The 17,760-nt window shown below is 66.0% G+C and carries 11 protein-coding genes, 1 tRNA gene and 2 pseudogenes; 5 read left to right on the top strand and 9 right to left on the bottom strand.

Annotated elements, in window-relative coordinates:
• Positions 1-216: pseudogene (locus tag AQJ91_RS42730) on the top strand (IS630 family transposase); the annotation flags it as partial.
• A 440-nt stretch (positions 217-656) separates the two neighbouring features.
• Positions 657-1,342: pseudogene (locus tag AQJ91_RS42725) on the top strand (alpha/beta fold hydrolase).
• Positions 1,343-1,525: 183 nt separating this feature from the next.
• Here the strand turns inward: AQJ91_RS42725 and AQJ91_RS42720 are convergent.
• The 3 genes from AQJ91_RS42720 to AQJ91_RS58800 form a co-directional block, all read right to left on the bottom strand.
• The gene (locus tag AQJ91_RS42720) at positions 1,526-2,032 is read right to left on the bottom strand and encodes a hypothetical protein (RefSeq protein WP_067033715.1); all 507 of its coding nucleotides are present in this window, start codon (positions 2,030-2,032) and stop codon (positions 1,526-1,528) included.
• A gap of 124 nt (positions 2,033-2,156) precedes the next feature.
• On the bottom strand, positions 2,157-2,411 hold the full coding sequence (locus AQJ91_RS54145) for a hypothetical protein (protein ID WP_159054796.1): 255 nt from the start codon (positions 2,409-2,411) through the stop codon (positions 2,157-2,159).
• Positions 2,412-2,500: 89 nt separating this feature from the next.
• Positions 2,501-3,570 (bottom strand): IS630 family transposase gene (locus AQJ91_RS58800; protein ID WP_456113466.1). Its coding sequence is split into 2 segments (ribosomal slippage): positions 2,501-3,106 and positions 3,109-3,570, totalling 1,068 coding nucleotides; the frame shifts between segments, so codons are not numbered across the junction.
• Between AQJ91_RS58800 and AQJ91_RS51175 the strand changes: the two genes are divergently transcribed.
• On the top strand, positions 3,514-3,828 hold the full coding sequence (locus AQJ91_RS51175; protein WP_407697042.1) for a helix-turn-helix transcriptional regulator: 315 nt from the start codon (positions 3,514-3,516) through the stop codon (positions 3,826-3,828). The genes AQJ91_RS58800 and AQJ91_RS51175 overlap by 57 nt on opposite strands.
• Positions 3,825-5,216 carry a tyrosine-type recombinase/integrase gene (locus tag AQJ91_RS42705; protein WP_234383380.1) on the top strand — a complete coding sequence of 464 codons (1,392 nt, stop codon included), beginning with the start codon at positions 3,825-3,827 and terminating at the stop codon, positions 5,214-5,216. The genes AQJ91_RS51175 and AQJ91_RS42705 overlap by 4 nt, the downstream gene beginning before the upstream one ends.
• A gap of 250 nt (positions 5,217-5,466) precedes the next feature.
• Here AQJ91_RS42705 and AQJ91_RS42700 read toward each other — a convergent pair.
• A tRNA-Arg gene (locus AQJ91_RS42700) sits at positions 5,467-5,542 on the bottom strand.
• Between the two features lie 210 nt (positions 5,543-5,752).
• On the opposite strand from AQJ91_RS42700, the gene AQJ91_RS42695 reads away from it, so the two are divergent.
• Positions 5,753-6,643, top strand: a complete 891-nt coding sequence (locus AQJ91_RS42695) for a DUF5655 domain-containing protein (protein WP_067033706.1) — start codon at positions 5,753-5,755, stop codon at positions 6,641-6,643.
• 245 nt (positions 6,644-6,888) lie between these two features.
• Here AQJ91_RS42695 and AQJ91_RS42690 read toward each other — a convergent pair whose 3' ends face one another.
• From AQJ91_RS42690 to AQJ91_RS42665, 5 genes are all read right to left on the bottom strand, one after another.
• On the bottom strand, positions 6,889-7,965 hold the full coding sequence (locus AQJ91_RS42690) for a hypothetical protein (protein WP_067033703.1): 1,077 nt from the start codon (positions 7,963-7,965) through the stop codon (positions 6,889-6,891).
• Positions 7,966-8,383: 418 nt separating this feature from the next.
• The gene (locus AQJ91_RS42680; protein ID WP_234383379.1) at positions 8,384-9,907 is read right to left on the bottom strand and encodes a gamma-glutamyltransferase; all 1,524 of its coding nucleotides are present in this window, start codon (positions 9,905-9,907) and stop codon (positions 8,384-8,386) included.
• A gap of 110 nt (positions 9,908-10,017) precedes the next feature.
• On the bottom strand, positions 10,018-13,164 hold the full coding sequence (locus AQJ91_RS42675; RefSeq protein WP_067033695.1) for an RNaseH domain-containing protein: 3,147 nt from the start codon (positions 13,162-13,164) through the stop codon (positions 10,018-10,020).
• Positions 13,165-13,203: 39 nt separating this feature from the next.
• On the bottom strand, positions 13,204-16,401 hold the full coding sequence (locus AQJ91_RS42670) for a hypothetical protein (RefSeq protein WP_159054795.1): 3,198 nt from the start codon (positions 16,399-16,401) through the stop codon (positions 13,204-13,206).
• Between the two features lie 110 nt (positions 16,402-16,511).
• On the bottom strand, positions 16,512-17,759 hold the full coding sequence (locus tag AQJ91_RS42665) for a restriction endonuclease-related protein (protein ID WP_159054794.1): 1,248 nt from the start codon (positions 17,757-17,759) through the stop codon (positions 16,512-16,514).
• Position 17,760: the final 1 nt, after the last annotated feature.

The following is a 17,760-nucleotide window of genomic DNA, read 5'->3' as shown; positions in this document are numbered from 1 at the left end:
CACGAGACCTGGTTCGGGATCATCACCCGACAGTCGATCCGTCGCGGCACCTTTTCCAGCGTCCACGTCCTGGTCAAGCAGATCCGTGACTACATCAACTCCTGGAACGGGAGCGCGAAACCCTTCGCCTGGACCGCAACCGCCGGGGAGATCCTCGCCAAGGTCCGGCTCGTCCAGACCGCCGTGAAGAAACTCGTCAACAACAACTCGAACTGACACAAACCGGATCACGAGACACTAGTCGCCCAGCGCGCAGCTTCGCAAGGAATCCCGTTCCATGTGCCGATTTGCGATACCCCCTGCCCTTTTTCAGCTCACCCAGCAATGTCCGACTGCGGTTGCTGATGACGCCCAGCGCGCTCGTGTCCGCGAGGTGCCGGCATGGCGGTACTGAGGTTGAACTCGCAGTGGCGGGTGGGGATCTGACGTTTCATGATCGTTGCGGTATGCCGGAGGGATGAGATATCCGCAGGGAGGCGGGCTGACGCCGAAGCAGCAGGCGGCTCGTGAGCAGTTGAGGCTGGGGGCCGCAGAGCGGTTCGTGCGTGGGGCGGTCACGAGACATACCGGAAGTGGATTGTCCGGAACCGGTCGTAGCGTGATGGCACTGACCGACCTCACAGGCTTCACGGGAACACGGAAAAGAGAACTGATCCATGGACATCCTGCTCATCGCCGGCCTGTGGCTCGACGAATCCGCCTGGGACGACGTCGTGCCCGCGCTCGAGGAACTCGGCCACCGCCCCGTGGCGCTCACCCTCCCTGGTCAGGGTGACGGAGCTGAGTCCGCCATGCTGGAAGACCAGGTGGCGGCGGTGCTCGCCGCCGTGGACGCGGCGCCGGAGAAGCCCATGGTGGTCGGGCACTCCGCCGCCTGCACCCTGGCCTGGCTGGCCGCCGACGCGCGGCCGGAGCGGATCGCCAAGGTCGCCCTCATCGGAGGCTTCCCGTACGCCGACGGGCAGCCGTACGCCGACTTCTTCGAGACCAAGGCCGGCGTGATGCCCTTCCCCGGCTGGGGCCCGTTCGAAGGACCGGACTCCGTCGACCTCGACGAGGAGACGCGTAGCCGCATTGCCTCGGCGGCGATTCCCGTGCCCGAGGGGGTGGCCAAGGACACGGTGCGGCTGAAGGACGAGCGGCGGTTCGACGTCCCGATGCTGCTCGTGTGCCCCGAGTTCACCCCGCCCAGGCCCGGGATTGGATCGACGCCGGTGACGTGCCCGAGGTCGCCCGCACCAGGCACCTGGACTTCGTCGACATCGACTCGGGCCACTGGCCGATGACCACCAAGCCGGTCGAACTCGCCCGGCTGCTGGCCGCGGCGGCCACCGCTGCCTGAGCCCACGCCGTACCAGGTCCGCCCCTGCGGGGGCGGCTGGCCTGAACGCCGGGGCATCCTCGCAAGAATCAGGTGAACGGGACGGCGGTGAGGCATGAAGGGCCGGCGAAACGCCACGGCCGCCGTCGCCCGGTGAAGGTGACGGCGGCCGCGACAACGCGGCGAACCGCGAGAGGAAGGTGATCAGGCCGCGGCATCCGACGCGTTGCGGCGCCGCAGCATGTACGCGCCGGCCCCGAGGCCGCCGAGCAGCAGTACGGAGCCTGCGGTCATGCTGCCTCCGGACGTTGCCAGGCCGCCGCCACCGGCGTGGACGCCGCCCTTCGGCTTCTCCTTGCCGAAGTGGTCCTTCTTGTCGTGCTCGTCCTTGAACTTCTCCTTGCCGTCCTTGAACTTGTCGCGCTCGTCGTCGAAGTGGCCGCCGTCCTCCGTCACGGTCATGGCGAGGGCGCCGCCACCGGCGTGGACGCCGCCCTTCGGCTTCTCCTTGCCGAAGTGGTCCTTCTTGTCGTGCTCGTCCTTGAACTTCTCCTTGCCGTCCTTGAACTTGTCGTGGTCGTCGCTGCCGAAGGAAGTGGCGTTGACCGGCGTCCAAGGCTCGGTCGCCGTCACGGCATTCGCGGCGGGAGCGCAGAGCGCGGCGGACGCGGTGATTGCGGCGGAGACGAACAGGGTCCGGGCAATTCGCATGGGACTACCCCTTTCGTCGCGACTGCGTAGCCGGCACGGCGCCGACTCATCCTGATCGCAGTAGCGACGTGATTACGCTCTGCTGGATTGCGGCCCCTCGCCAGCGGAAAGATCCGCATTCGAGCTATTTCATGGGCTCTTCGAGTGATTGAAGGCGAATAATCACCTGTTTGCTGGCATCCAGTTCCGGCGCTGCGACATCGCGATGCGATATGGCGACGGGGCGACAGGACCGGTCGGTCAGGACTCCCGGGCGATCACGACCGGGCAGTGCGCGTGCCGGGCGCAGGGGCGGCGGTGGAGCCGAGGAGGAGGTCGCCCAGTCACTGAGGGGCGCTTCCTGCTCCAGGCAGCCACGGCATTCCAGCAGGTACAGCACGGCCCCTCCTTGTCCTCGAAGGTGTTGCAACTGCCGCAGAGAGGTCCTTCTCCGAACTAAGCCAGCCCGAGCCGTGGCGGGCCGGTCGGTCATCCGGCACCCATGATCAGTCCGGTTTCGGTGAGGCAGCCGTCGATCAGGTCCGACCGGTACTGGATCTTCTTGAGTTTGCGTTTCATGACGCGGGCCAGGTGGTCGAGGTTGGCGGCGGCGAAGTCGGCCAGGCCACGCTTGACCAGCAACCAAACGCCTTCCTGCGGGTTGAGCTCAGGAGCGTACGACGGCAACTGGAACACCGTCAGCCACTCCTCGTTCTCCACGAAGAACAGCGCCAGCTCGTCGACCAGGTGGACGTTGAGATTGTCCCAAACCCAGACCACGGGGGCCTTGAGCTGGTTGTGCGCCACGACGATCAAGTCACGGTAGTCCTGCCAGGTGAAGCTCTTCACCTCCCCCTTCCGCCCTCGGTACACGTGCAACCGGTAGAACAGACGCGATCGTTCGCCGTACCTGAAGCAGACCACTCCCGCCACGGAGACCTGCCCCCGGTTCGAGCCGCGCACCCGCACCACCGGTGTCCGGCCGCGCGGTGCCCACGTGTGTCCCTTCGGCGGCCTCAGTCCCTGCCCTGCTTCGTCCTCGAAGCAGATGTAGGCGTCCTGGGCCGCTGCGGTGGCTTTACGGTCTCCCACACCTCACTCCGCCACCGCTCGACACTCGCGTCATCTCGCTCCAATGCCCGCCGGGCCGGCACCTGCGGGGACCAGCCGTGCCGCCGCATCAGCTTCCAGACCCCCTGCACCGTGTACTCCACCCCGAACAACCGGATGATCAGCGCACGGATCCGCACCAGCGTCCAGCCCTGCTCCTCATCCCCGCCGTGCGCCAGGGTGCCGCGCTCCAACTCCCGCACGAGACGCTCCCATTGCGCAGGGCTCAGAAGTTCCACGCACATCGGCCCCTTCGAGCGCAGCGCCTCCGCCCCGCCCTCGCGCCACGTCCTGCGCCACTTCTCCACCTGGCGCTCCCCGACCCGAAGCGCACGCGCAACGTCCCTGGTCTTCTCCCCACACGCGAACCGCTCAGCGGCCTCCAGCCTCAACTGTTCACGAGCCGCCTGCTGCTTCGGCGTCAGCCCGCCTCCCTGCGCATACCTCATCCCTCCGGCATACCGCGACGATCACGAAACGTCAGATCCCCACCCGGCACTACGAGTTCAACCTCAGTAGCTACACGGTCTGCGCAGAAACTGACGGTCGACGAAATCTGCGCCGAACTGCAGATTACCCGTTCGACATTCTACGACTGGCGGCAGAAGGGGCGCGGTCCCCGCTGCATCCGGCTGCCTAACGGCGCCCTCCGAATACGACGCAGCGATTTCGAAAACTGGCTTACTGATTGTGAGGATCGTCCTTGATAGAGGGCACGTTTGACGTCCGGATCTACAGCATCGAGCGGCGTGAGAGGGCGAACGGCTATACGTACAAAGTCGTTTGGAAGGTCGACACCAAGAAGCACAGCAAGACTTACCCCACCAGGGCACTTGCGGATGCTCGCCGCTCCGAGTTGATGACCGCCGTTAAACGCGGCGAGCCATTCAGCTTCGTCACCGGCCTGCCGATCTCGTACTCCAGCAAGGCAGCGGAGACCAACTGGTACGACTTCGCCATCGAGCACGTAGACAAGACGTGGACACGATCCTCGGCGAATCACCGGAAGAACGTCGCCAAGGCGATGACCGCTGCGACTATCGCGCTGCTGCGGACGCCCCCGAAGCAGTTCGAACCCCTGAAAGTCCGCACAGCGCTCCGTGAGTGGGCGTTCAACACCAAGCGCCGGACCGACCTCGAGAAGCCGATTCCGGAAGACGTCCGCGTCATCCTCGATTGGATTCAGCGCAACACCCTGCCGATGTCCGCATGGGAGGAGACCGAGAAGGTCGACACCGTCGTCGCCGCGCTCGGAACGCTCCTGGACGGCACCGCCGCAGCAGCCAGCTCCGTCACGCGAAACCGCCGGATCATGAACCTGGCGATGGAGTACGCCATCCGGCACGGCATCCTGCGGGCCAACCCTCTCCCCAAGGGAAAGGGCAATGGCGAGGGCGGCGGCGCCCCGAAGGTAGCCCAGGCCATCGACAAGCGCTCACTGCTCAATCCGCAGCAGGTCACCGCCCTGCTCGAATGGATAGGCAAGCGCCCACGCCGGGGCCTCCTCTACCAGGCGTTCTTCGCCACCCTCTTCTACGCCGGCCTCCGTCCGGAGGAAGCTGTAGCACTGCGTGTCGGTGACGCGACGCTCCCGGAGTCGGACTTTGGCGAGTTCGTCGTCCATCAGGCTCAGCCCGAGGCCGGTAGCCAGTGGACCGACACGGGCGAGGTCCACGAAGAGCGCTACCTCAAGGGGCGGGCCGGAGGTGACACGCGGACCGTACCGATCCACCCTGACCTCGTCGCCCTGCTGCGCGGGATCATCGAGCGCTACAAGCTCAAACCGGGTGATCTCCTCTTCCCGGGTGAGGGTGGCGACATGCTGGCCGGATCCGTCTTCCGGCGAGTCTGGGGCAAGGCCCGTAAGGCGGTTCTCACCCCCCCCCACGAGTTCAAGTCTCCCGCCGGGAAGCGCGTGTATGACGCCCGTCACACGTGCCTCACGGGGTGGCTGAACGACGGCATCCCGCCGGCAGAGGTCGCTGAATGGGCGGGGAACAGCGTGCCCGTCCTGAACGCCGTTTACGCACGATGCATTCAGGGCCAGCGCGATGACTACCTGAAGCGGATCGGCGCCAGCTACCTCCCGCGGTGACAGTACGAAGCGGTCCGGGGCCCACGAGAGTGGGCCCCGGACCGCTTTTCGCTATCTTCCGACTCAAGGCGAGGCGTCCCGGGGCGGGGGCGCTGGGGGACGCATGGGGGACAGACACCCGTAGAAACCCGGTTTCAGCCGGTGCCAGCCGGACTGAGGCCTCGGCGGAAGGACTGCATCCGATTGATCCAGTAGATCGGATGCACCCTATTTGACCTGCCAAAACGTCGCCATTTCAGCGGAGCATCTGTGGCGCCCCCGGCAGGACTCGAACCTGCGGCCAAGCGCTTAGAAGGCACGTGCTCTATCCACTGAGCTACGGGGGCTGACCTGCGCGGACGCAGGCTTCCGGGCGCTCGTCCCAGGTACCTGTGGGACGTATGTGGGATCTGGCGATCCCTGGGACTCGTGGGACGTTGGTGCGCCCCGGTGGCCCGGAGGTAGCTTCTCACACCATCTTCACTCGCCCGCAGGGTCTCACGGAAACAATCTTGCCCCTTCCTGACGTTCTCGATCTTCGAGTCGAGGAGGGGAAGGTGTCGGGCCTGAAGCTGTTCCACACGACGAATAGCGGCGTGACCGAGGTCATGCCGCGTCTTGCTGATGCCGAGGCGGATGTGCAGGGCCTCGTCGAGGCGCACATGGAGACGATGCTGGGGGTGCGGTTCCTGGCCAGCGAGTACGTCATCGAATGTGCTGACGCCGGCCGGATCGATTCGCTGGGGCTCGATGAGAACGGGGCGCCGGTGGTCGTCGAGTACAAGCGCGGCACCGATGCCGGGGTGATCAACCAGGGCCTCTACTACATGTCGTGGCTCTCGGCTCACAAGGACTCCTTCCGGCACCTGGTCCGCGACCGGCTCGGGGTAACGGCCGCGTCCCAGGTGCTGTGGAGCGCACCCCGGCTGATCTGTGTCGCCGGCGACTTCACCCGCTACGACGCGCACGCCGTACGCGAGCACCGGCGCAGCATCGACCTTGTCCGCTACCGGTTCTTCGGCAAGGACTTGATCGGCCTTGAGACCGTGGCTTCCGTCACCGGCCGGACGCCGGCCGTGAGGCGGGTACGTCGGGGCGCGGCCGGGCTGCCGCCTGTCCGCGGGCAGGGCGGGGCGCTGACGGAACTGGCCGAGGCGGTCGATGAGGTGCTGCTCGGCCTCGGGGACGGCGTCAGCCGGGTGCAGCGCAAGCAGTACCGGGCCTATCAGCGCCTGCGGAACTTCGCCTGCGTCTGCCCGCCCCAGAAGACCAAGCTCCTCATCTACCTCAAGGCCGACCCGAAGGAGGTCGACCTCGTGCCCGGCCTCACCCGGGATGTGACAGGGCTGGGCCACCACGGCACGGGCGACCTGGAGGTGCAGTTGCGGTCCGAGCGGGACGTGGAGCGAGCTGTGGACCTCTTCCGCGCCAGCTACGCGGCGGCGTAGCGGTCCGGTGCGTCTGTGACGTGAGTGGGTTCGGGACTGGGCCGCTGTGGATGTTGGGGTGGTCGTGCCTTCCGACGTACGGGCAGAAAGTGGCCGTGGATCGTCAATGATGCGCGGGATCGCCGGTTTGGCTAACCGGCGATCCCGCGCTATGTTGCTCCGCTTCGCAGCAGCGTGCATTCCCAGGCATCTGTGCCTGCCTTTCCTTTCGCTGGACGCACATCGCAGGGAAAGTTAAGTGATTCTCAGCGAAGGTTGGTGACGGCGCCGACCGGTAGGTTCGGAACAGGAGATCCGCCGCGCTCGAGCCAGCGGTCGACCCAGGCGGGCACAGGGAGGGCGATCTGCTGCCGGGCCGCGTAGATCGCTGGGCGGTGCTCCTGGATCCGCTTTAGGCGGTCGCCGCGGCGCTGGATGGCGCGAACCTCCAGCACTCCGGGCCGCTCGGCCAGGCCAGCGGTGATGCTTGTGCACTGGTCGCTGTAACCGAGCGGCAGATGGCAGTTGCAGTGGTCGTCCAAGGGAGTGACGGGCAGGCCCCAGCCGGGTGCCGCGAGCAGCGCCATCAGCCGCCGGTGGCCGGTCGCGCCGGAACCTTCCGCGAACGTGGGGTCGATAATCCAGCGTTCGCCGCCGCCGCGTTCGTGGTGGCCGAGCCAGCCGGTCACGGCCAGCGGCACCCCCAAGGTGCGGATCAGGCCGACCCGGCGCAACAGTCCGCTGGTCAGCCAGGCCGACACCGCGGTGCCCTGGCGGCCCGGCCGCCGGTAGGGGCGCTCGGCCGGGTGCCAGCGGGCCGGCAGTTCGCGGTGACACGGCGTCATGCCGTAGGTGCCCATCTGCTGGTCCTGGACGTCGACCGCGCGCAGCCACTCGTCAGGATCCAGACCCAGCAGGGTGACGGAGGCGGACGTGTCCAGCATGCGCAGCACCACCTGCCCGCCCTCGACGTGGGTACGAGCCCCGGGCACCCCCTTGATGTCGCCGTACTCGTCGGCGCGTGGCAGCAGCACCTCGGCCAGGTCCAGGGCCTGGTTCTCGTCCGGGGCGCGCCGCTCGACCGCGTCGGCCTCAAATCGGATCAGGAGGCGGTCGGGGCGCGGGTCAACGTGTTCAATGCCCCACGGGTGCAGAGTGGTGATCCGACGCCAGGCCAGTGCGGCCATCACCCGGGCCTCCAGCAGTAGCTGGTCGGCGTCCGGCTGCGGGATCAGCAGGGAGCCAGGCGCGGCGGCCTCGACCCGGCGCCGGGCGAACTGCCAGGGCAGCCCGGTGTACAGACGCAGCAGTTCGGCGCGGCGTTCGATGGCAGTAGTCTTCATGACTCGGGACCCCTCAAAACCGCGGAGCCGTCCCGACACGGCGCGCGCGGCCGAGAGCCACGAGGAACATCAGGACCATGCAGCGGTGCCGGCCGAGTTGGCTTCTCCACGGTGTACTCGATGTCGGGTCGAGCACGGGGCAGGGACCCCGCCGGGCCCACCACTTCGGATTCGACCACATCGACCGGGGGCGGGCCCTGGTCACCGGGATGACGCACCGCCGCGTCACCAGAATGGCGCACAGTCGGTTGCCGGCCCTCTCTGAGAATCACTCAGCCTTCCCTGCGACGCATCAGCAATCAGCCGCCGCGACGCAGATCCCAAGCTCCGTGATCACTTGAGACCATGCGTCGGAGCGAGCACCGCGGCGCGGGACCGTGCGCAGCATTGACCGGTCAGCGCTCGTAAAGCCCCGCATTTAGCGGCGGCGGTAAGGAAGGTCGTCCTGGCGCAGGGCAAGGTAGGTCTCCGGGGTTGCGGCTTCCAGCAGGCCCGGATGGTCATCGAGGTCGAGTCGAGGTTCTTGCTGGTCCGGGAGAAGGTCGCTCCACTCGCGGTCCGCGCCCTGGTCGAATGCCTGGCGGACGAGCCTTCGGACCCGAGGGCGGGCCTCTTCCTGCTGCTCGCGGAAGATGCGCCGCTTGGTACGGCGGCGCTCCTCTTCGGCTTCCTCGTCGGCTGGTTCTTCGGCCAAATGCTGATCTTCGGCGCGCAGTCCGGGGGTGCGTTCGGCGATCATCCGGTCCTCGTGGTGCAGCAGTGCGCAGGCAGCGAACAGGCGGCGGGACATGCCCAGGTGCACTTCGGTGCCGGGGATACGGCAGGTGAGGAAGTCGTCGAGACCGATCAGACGTGCCCCCTCACGGAGGGATTGCTCGTCGTCCAGGTTGCTGGCTGCACTACGGGCGTCGGCGCGCAGGGCGCGTGTGGCGTCGTCCCCTTCCAAGGGGATGATGATCCCCTCTCTCCGACGGCGGCGGGTGGTGCGGTCGGCGGGCAGAGCGATGGTGCGTAGTTGGGACGGTGGCGCGGAGCGCAGGGCGAGGTAGACCAGCATCTGTGTGCGGGCTGTGCCCATGAGGGCGTCGTCGCTGGCGCCGAGGTGGTCTTCGGGGCTGCCGGGAATGGTCGGTGTGGGGCAGATGCCGCCGGTATCGAGAGGTGGTTGGCCGGGGTGCTGGTCGTGGTCGATGGTGAGGAAGAGGTCGCCCTGGGGTTGTACCGCTGCACCGACCAGGACCCGGCGGTGGGCGTAGGCGTGGAGAATCTTGCTTCCTTCGCTCAGTTGCTTCCAGCCATCCCTGAGGGTCGTCTTGCCGACGTTGCCGCCTTTCGCCTCGATGAGCCAGTACGCATTCTCCGCCTCGTGTAGGCCCCACAGGTCCGGCAGGCGCCGGGTGGGGTCCTTGAAGGCGTCGGCGAGCGCCGGGTCGGGGCCACCGTCTTCCAGGTGCCATGTCTGTCCAAGGCCCATCAGCGAGCGGCAGACCCACTCGGCCATGGTCATGCCCAGCCGGTAGCCGAGGGCGTTCTTCGCGGTCCGCTCGGTGCCGTATTCGTAGACCGCGTTGAGGGTGAGGCGCCGCCCCGCGCTATGCGGGAGGGGGTGCTTGGGCGTGACATGGTGAATACCGAGATAGGCATACAGCGGGGAGACCCGGGCGACGAGTTCACCCCGCGCGAGCTGCGGAACCTGCTGCAGGTTCGGCGTGACGTCGCGGCCCACCTCGGTCGCCGCTTTGATGATTTCCCGCCAGGTGGTGGTGGGGGCGTACCACCCGTCGCCGGCCGGGAAGGCAGCTGCTGTGGCCCAGGGTGCGTGCGGGGCGGTGCGCCACTGGGGATAGGGGCGCCGTGCCGGGCCGTCGCGGAACAGCACAGGTATGTCCAGGCTGTCGGCGTAGACGGGGGGCGGAGCGTCGTTCACGTGTGCGGGAATCACGCCAGTCACTGTGGCACCGGCTGTCTTTCTCTCGTGTCAACCTTGCGTGGCTGGTCGGAGTTGATCGCGTTCGGGGGCTCTGGATGCGGAACGCTCGTGCGTGCCGGTATTCAGCGGGCTCCGGTGGCTGAGTCGATGATGTTCTTCTGTTCCTGGTCGGCGTCCCTGTTGCTGGGGGCGGATCGCCTGTACTGGGGGTGGTCGAGGTCCATCTGGAGCGCGGCGTGCAGGGGGGCGGGGTAGCGGGTGCGCTCGGACCAGGACATGGCCTGGTGGGAGAGGCAGGCGGTGGCTCGGGCGAGGTCTTCCCGGGAGTAGCGGCGTGTGAACATGGGATTGATCTCTCGGGTGGTGATGGAGTGCCAGTTGCCGTTGAGTTCGCTATCCCCCCGCGCGTCCCTCTCGTCGCTGGCGCGCCAGCGGGTGCGGTCGTCCCCGAGGCGGCTGCGGTTGTGGGTACGGGATTCATTGAAGAGGAACCAGGGGTGTCCCTCGGGCCGGTGGCCGGGCCAGGCGAGATACTGGCTGACCTTGATGAAGGGGTCGAGTCCCTTGGCCAGCCGGCTCTTGGCCATGCCCTCTTTCTCGGCGTAGACGAAGCGGGGAAGTTCGTCCTGCATGGTGTTGACGCGGATGTAGCTGATCGGGTGCAGACGCTCGTCCGCGATGTCCTGGTGCGGAGTCCACAGACGCTTGTCGTCCTCGGGCAGGCTGTCGCGGGTCAGACCGAAGCTCCTGTTGTGGAAGCCAGGGTAAATGCGACGCCATGCATGGCCATCGAGCATGACGGCGAGATCGAGACCGGCCATTTCGGGCCTCTGCTGAAGCTGTACCAGCGCACGGGCAGCGTCGCTGCCGACCTCGCACCACCGGTCCATTCGCGTCTTGCTCGCGTCTCTTTCGTTGTGCAGGGGGTAGTTCTTGGCGTGGAAAGCGGTGTTCGCGTCGTAATACGGGGCCCAGGTGTTGGTGATGTTGCTCCAGCCGAGCATGGACCACACGCCGCCGGGCTTGCTGGGTGGGATGAGCACGGCAGCAGTGGTGATCCAGAGGGGCTCGCCCCGGTAGCTGTTGCTCTTGGTCTGCATCCGGCAGTGCAGGCCGCAGTAGGCGATGCGGGGCAGCGGGTTCTTCTCGGGGTGCAGGATGGCCTCGTACCGGTCGTCGACAACGCCGAGGCTGCGGTGCATGTCAAGGACAGCGGCGAACGCGGCGTGGTCCTTGTGGTACTCCTTCTTCTGGGGCTGAATCTCGGTCAGGACGGGTTCGGCCGTTCCCTTGCGGTACTGGAGCCTGGCGCCGATGGTGAACTGGCTGGGCACGCGTGCTTCAGCGAAGAGACCACGCACCGCGTGCTTGGCGTCCTTCTCGTTCCTCTCGGTCTCCTCAGCCCTCTTCCGCATGCGGCTGCCGTTGGCCGGCGTGTTTGCACCGTCCTGGTCGGCGCGGGGCATCTCGGTTTCGCACCAGACAACCAGGCGGGTCCCCGGCTCCTTGTAGCGGTTGATGAGCGCGTTGACTTCAGCGCGGCGGATGCCAGCGCGTCCTGTGCCGTGCTGAAGGAGTTCTTCTGCCTTGTGAAGCACCAGGCGGATACCGGGGCGGAGTTCGACCTCGCTGAGGGAGGGTTTGATCGTCTCGGGATCGATGCCATAGGCGCAGGCGAGGGCCTGCACCATGCGCCGCCGCGTGGGGTACCGGTACCACAGGCCGAGATACACCAGCTCGCCCTCACCCTGCTCTTCGATGGAGCGCTGGATGGATTCTGGGGAGGGGAGGCCGACCTTGTCCTGGAAACGGGCAGCTGCCTTCTTGCTGCTCTCGTCGTCGCTTGCCTTCCCCTGCGCCCACTGCAGGTGGGATGTGTCCTGGAAGTACCGCTTGCCGAAGCCTTTGCTGTCACTGACCAGGGTCATCACGGGTGCCGCGCCGCTTTCGCTGTCACTTTCGCCGTTCCCGGTCAGTTCCGGGGCGAAGGAGGCGTGGAGGTGCTCCATGATCAGACGGTGGTGATGGGTGCCGGTGCCGGTTCCGACACCGTTGCTCTTGGGCATGGTGGCGTGCAGGGGCCGGACCTTGCCGGGCGCCTCCATGGTGAGTGATTTGCCGCTGCCGCGTTTGTCGATCTCCGTATTGGCCCGGGTCTGGACAGCGAGCAGGCCCGTGTGGTCGACGTCCAGACGGGCGGCGATCTCCAGTCCGTATCGGTTGGCGGACTTCAAGCCTCCGGGGCCGTCCAGCTTGAGGGAGAGGACCGGCTTGTCGCCGCCGCAGTCGACCATGGCCGTCTTGGCGTAGATGACGGCGTTGCTGATACGCCGGTTGCTGCCGTGGAAGTGGATGACGGGGTTGGCGTAGCCGGTGAAGGTGGCCATCTTGGTGTCAACGCGGGAGAGCGCGTAGTCCCGGGCGCTCCACTCATCGGGGAGTTCGGACCAGTTGTCAGCGATCTGTTGTGTCGCTTCGGCGCCTGGGGGGTGCCCGATGTGTGAGAAGGCGGGTCCGAAGGGGTGGTCCCAGGCGATGACGCTGCCGTCGCTGAGTGGCCGGTAGGCGAGAGTGACGGCGGTTTCGGTGTCCTTTGCCCATCCCGCTTGCCGGGGCTTGGCTGTCTCCTCTGATTCCCTCTCGTCCTCTGCCTGTTCGGACTCCTTGCTCTTCGAGGTCACCGGCTTCATGGCGTACTCGGTGAAGGGAGTCCCGGCGAACTTGTCGGCCATACACCAGCGCACGGCCTGGTAGGCCCAGTCAGGCGGGCTGGGGGCCAGGCTGCCGCGGTTGAGGATGACATCGGCCAGGGAGAGCTTCGCCGGCGTGGTGGCACGGACAAGGCCCGGCAGTGTGGACCTCCCGGTGTCGGAGGCGCTGTCGAGCGACGTGCCCTTGACCGCGGCTTCGAGGTAGGTGAACAGCTTGGCGAGCTTGACGGGGTCGATCTCCTTGAGGGAGATCATGTAGCGGAAGTGCTTGTCGAGGTGGACGTAGCCCTCGGCGAGGGCTTGCAGGGCGGTGGTGGCGATACTGAGCGGCCACAGCATCGCCACGTCCACACCCTCGGGGAGATTCTTGTTCTTCCGGCTCTCCCCAGCCCACGCACCATACTTGTGCCACTCGACGAGAATCTCCGGCTTGTCTTTTCGTCCTTCTCCGCCGAAGTCGCTCCAGTCGTGGAAGGACCACAGGTACGCGTACTGGCCCGACAGCACAGCGTCGTTCAGGAGGAGAGACGAGGTGTAGATGGTGGTGAGCTTTGCCATGCGGCTGCCGGAACCTCTCTTCGATTAGACCGGCCGGGGTCAGGAGAAAGAGTGCGAGACCTCGGCGTAGCGCAGGAATTCGATGATGGCTCGACCGTACAAACGGTTCATCATCTCGCGTTCCTCCGGTGACCAAGCATCGTAGATGAGCCGAATGACCTCTGCGAGGCCCGTCGTGTATTTGGTGCCCAACGCGGCCTGATCGACTACGAATAGATCCATGTCGGTGTCGCCGCGTCGTGCCCGTCCGGCGAGTTGGATCAGCTCCACGAGCATGGAGCTGATCAACTCCATCTGAAGGTCTTGATGCATGCTGGAGAACCGCGTGGGAGAGCGCAGGATTTTCACCAGGTGCTCACGGGATGCGGTGCGGGCGTGCTCGATCGCCTCGTATGGGTCGTCCCCGCTGAAGGAACGCGCGGCACGTTGGCCGCATGCGTTGACGCTGCCATGCATCCACGCTGGGTCCTCGATGCTGAGGACTGGCCGGACGCACAGGTAGACGTCGCTGATGGCCGATCGGGTCTCGACCACGATGTTCAGGCCGCGGGCGATCCGGGCCATGGGGGCAATGAGGATGTCGCCGAACTCGTGGAAGTCCTCCAGTTCCTCGGCGACGATCGCGCGCACGCCCTTGGGGAGGATGTTTCTGTACTCCGCGAGATCTTCACGGCGCAGCAGCACGCATACGCGATGTGTCATCCCTTCCGCCTGCGCCATGCCGATAGCGAGGTAGAGCCCTTGCTTGTAGCCGTTGACCTGGAGGATGCAGCGGGCTCGGTCCTGGTCGTTGCGTGCAAGCCAGTCGAGACGCCCCCGAAGCTGTTGCTCGTAGATCGCCTGGCCCATCTCCCGCAGTGCCGAAAGCTTGTGCTCGTCGTAAAGGCCGGCGATCTGGATTCCCTCTCCGCCTGGCACGTCGCTGTTGGTGACCGGCAGTCTGTTGGCCCTGATGGATTCCTTGACGTCGGGCATCCACCAGGCCACGGGCGCGTGGACGTGCTCTCCGGAGGCGTGGGGAAAGAACGCAGTGGCCGACAGGCCAAGGACGGGACGTCGTACCCCGGCCTCCATCAGCGAGGTCAGACGGCCCAGTTCGCTGATGAACGTGTGAGGGTCACCGATGGTGGCGCTCTCGCGGAGTTCGGCTGTCGGCTTGCTGTCGTCACCGATTCCAGTCACCTGGTATCCGTGGATGTCGCGGCCTAGCATGCCGGTCGGGTACAGCTTGGAGACCGTGCTCCGGTACGTCATGGCGAGGATGTCCCGGGCTGCGGCGCTGTCGTGGTCCTGGACCTTCTGCGCTTGTTCACGCAGGAGAGAAAGAGCCTGTCCCAGTTCCAGCAGGATGGCGCGCACGGTGATGAGGTTGACGAGACGGGCACGTACGGTGTCCTCGGTGACCGTCTCCTCAATGGACTGGTGCATGGCCTGCTTTACGGGAAGCAGGTTGTGCCGGCCGCGTGGAGAGACGAGGTCGTAGAGTTGGTCGGTAAGACGCTCCCAGTCGGCTCCCTCCGGCATCGGCAGCAGTTCCACGGGCTGGTCTTCGTCAGAGTCTTTGCCGGGCATGAGCTGGTTGAGCAGGGTGAACAGCTCATCGGGGATCGGCTCGTCGACGTCGTGGTCGTCGGGGAACAGGTAGTTAATGATCTCCCGGTCCCGGGACGTCGCGGTCCGCCATCCCTTGTTGTCGCGGTAGGCGTCGTCCTTGTCGTCCCGGGCTTTGCTGAGCGCTGGCGGGTTGAGGATCAACTGTTTGTTCGCCAGCCACAGAAGCAGGTTCTCGGCGGTCAAGCGGGCGTGGCTGAGGGGGTTCGTGAGCAGTTCGCGCAGGTGTGGCGGGAGATTTCGCCTGTCGTCATCGACGACGTCCAGCAGGGACTTCTTCATCAGGGACGCGAGGACCGCCTCCTTGGCGCATCCCTTGATGGCACTGAGTTGGAGGGCGTCCACCTCGTCCACGACGAGCAAATGACACATGCGCGCCATTGCTTCGAACACGGACGCCCCACGGGTCCCTCGGGGCTTGTCCTGGAAGGAATCGCCGTCGAAGACGACTCCGGTTCGCAGAGTTCCTTCCACGAAGTTCATGTGGTTGGTGATGATGACGCTGGCACGGGTCGCCTCGTAGAGGGGCCGGAACTTGTCGCACACCGGGATGAACGGACAGGCGTAGGTGCCACTCTCTCCGGGCTTGCTCAGCGTCAGGCAGTTCTCCTCGCCGGCCGGGAACGGGTCCTGGACCGTCATGTACGCCTTCTGGGCGCACGCGTAGCCCACTTCGGCGAGATCTTCCAGGTTCTTACCGTCCCACTGCTCGATGGGCGTGTCCTTCATGAGCGCCCCGTACTCCAAGGCACGTTCGTGCCGCTTGGCCGGGGACATCAGCGCAGCGCAGGTCTTGGGCTCAGGGAGCTCCTTCAACTGGTACAGCCAGTCGAGATCGCTGCCGATGTCCCGCTTCATCTTCAAGGTGGCCTTGACGTCCGGGACGACAATCCCCAGACGCAGGTCCCGCTTGGCCATCAACGCGGCCAGCACCCGCACCAGGACCGTCTTCCCGCTGCCCGTGGGCGCGTTGAGGATCTGGAAGCTTCCGTTCATCAGCTCAAGGGCCTTGACCTTGCCGCTGGGGCAACGGAGCTTCTTCAGGAACTTCTTCACGGTCCGGCGGATGTACTTGGTCCCGGCCTTGCGTTCGGGACGGCTGAGGAGTTCGGCGACCTCCAGGATCTCTTTCTTGCTGAACGAGAGCTCGGGTGTCTCAGGGACGGTGACGATGTGGGGAAGGGCGTCGTGACCGGGGGCCTCCTCGAAGTCCGGGGCTGAGGGGAAGGTGAGGCCGACAGCGGCCCGGCCGAGATCCTTGCCGAGGTAGGCGACGCGGGTCGTGTAGTGGCCGGGGCCGGCGAATTCCAGCGCGCGCGGGCGTTTGCCCATGGTGTAGTAGCCCCGAATGATGCTGCCGGCGTAGTCCAGTGGCGGCTCGGGCAGGTAGCAGAGCACATGCCCGGTCGTGCCGTCGGAGGGCAGCGCAAACAGTCCGTCGGTCAGGTCCACGGAATGTTCGCTGTCGTCGCCCAGCATGGCCCGGAACGCGACGCGGACAGCGTCGGCCGACGTGTAGGAAGAGGGCAGCTTCCTGATGACGCGCCCGAAGACGCGGTATTCGTCCGTGGTGAGCTGGTCCCATTGTTTCAACGACCAGGGTTTGCGTTCGGCGAGCAGGGCCACGTGCCGGAAGGACGCGATGGGAGTGCCGTCGTCGCTGGTTGCCGGGAAGAGGTGACATGCCAGGGCGAACGCGGCGAGGAGGGCGTTCTGCTCGGGGGAGCGTCCACTGCTCACATGTACTCCTTCAGGCGGTCGGTGAACAGCGCCAGGAAGTCGGACGCGGCCATGACCGTCATCCCAATACGTTCACGGTGAATGACGGATGTGAGGTAGCCGACCTGCTGGCGGCGGTGGTCGGGCACTACGAGCCAGGTGGCTCCGCCCTTGTCACCGCGGTCCTCGATGAGCTTCTTGGCCAGGGTTCCGGGCCAGGTGTAGTCCTTAACGTCGATGGAGAAGACGACCGTGTCACCGTCTTTGACCTCGATGTCGACGCGGTCGTTGTCCGGCCAGATCTCGACCGTCAACCGGGTCCCTGCAGCGGCTTCCGTGAGGACGTCGGCAAGCCTGAGTTCCGGGAGTCCGGGGATGCAGGTGCTGCGCCAGACACGGCGCACCAGCGCACGGTATCCCTCAGCAGGCCGGGCCTTTGGGGTTTCACGCGATGCTCCCGTATAGAGCGGCATCTCGGCCTTGCTGGGGATGTAGATGCGGTCCTCGGCATGGAGGACCGGGACCTGGTCGCGGGTGGCAGTGAAGCTGAAGCGGGCTCCGGTGTCCTGGTGCCACGGGTAGAGGCACCTGACGGCGTAGGTCCTGCCGTCGTCGTGCGGAATCACCTGCATGGGATAGGCGCAGGCAGGGCATCCGAACCACCACTGCCGCTTGTAGAGGCAGTAAGACGGGATGTCCTGATAGAAGACCTGAGCCACGGCAGGAGGAAATCCGAGTTCCTCCAGCTGTTCCTTGTCGCAGACAGGGTATTCGATGATGTTCCGGCGGTGCCGCTCGTAGAGGCCACCCTTAATGGCTTTGAATACTTGCTCCTGGCCGAACTCACTCTCCAGCTCGAAGTGAGTAAACCTCTCCCCACGTCTCTGCTTCTTGTCGACGATCTTGAAAATCTCCGCGGCTTCCCACAGCAGGTCGCAGCCCTCCTGAGTAGACACGCCCACACTGTCCAGGAAGCGGAGGTTACGCAGAGGGCCGGCGAGAGCCTCGTCGGGGAAGATACCGACGAGGCTCCCGGCCTGGTCCCCGGAAAGACGGTTGAGGAGATCCCGGAAAGTGACGCGGAACCGGGGGCCCACGGTCGCCATGATCACTCCCTGGGCCTCCATCAGCTTCTCGACGCGCTGCCCGGAAGAGAGACCGTCGTTGTAGCGGGCCTCCTCGCACAGCGCAAACGCGCTGGCGGCCCGCAGGACTGTCTCGTCGAACTGCCATTCTTCCGGGTGTACTTCATCGTGCTCGGGCATG

The sequence above is a fragment of the Streptomyces dysideae genome (assembly GCF_001514305.1).
Classification (GTDB): domain Bacteria; phylum Actinomycetota; class Actinomycetes; order Streptomycetales; family Streptomycetaceae; genus Streptomyces; species Streptomyces dysideae.
Note: the sequence above shows the minus strand (reverse complement) of the source record. Positions and strands in the feature narration are given on the sequence as shown.

Excerpts from the sequence above, each read along its gene's own strand:
- AQJ91_RS42690 (WP_067033703.1), bottom strand. The coding sequence starts at position 7,965 with ATGAAGACTACTGCCATCGAACGCCGCGCCGAACTGCTGCGTCTGTAC.
- AQJ91_RS42665 (WP_159054794.1), bottom strand. The coding sequence starts at position 17,759 with ATGCCCGAGCACGATGAAGTACACCCGGAAGAATGGCAGTTCGACGAG.
- AQJ91_RS42720 (WP_067033715.1), bottom strand. The coding sequence starts at position 2,032 with ATGCGAATTGCCCGGACCCTGTTCGTCTCCGCCGCAATCACCGCGTCC.
- AQJ91_RS42675 (WP_067033695.1), bottom strand. The coding sequence starts at position 13,164 with ATGGCAAAGCTCACCACCATCTACACCTCGTCTCTCCTCCTGAACGAC.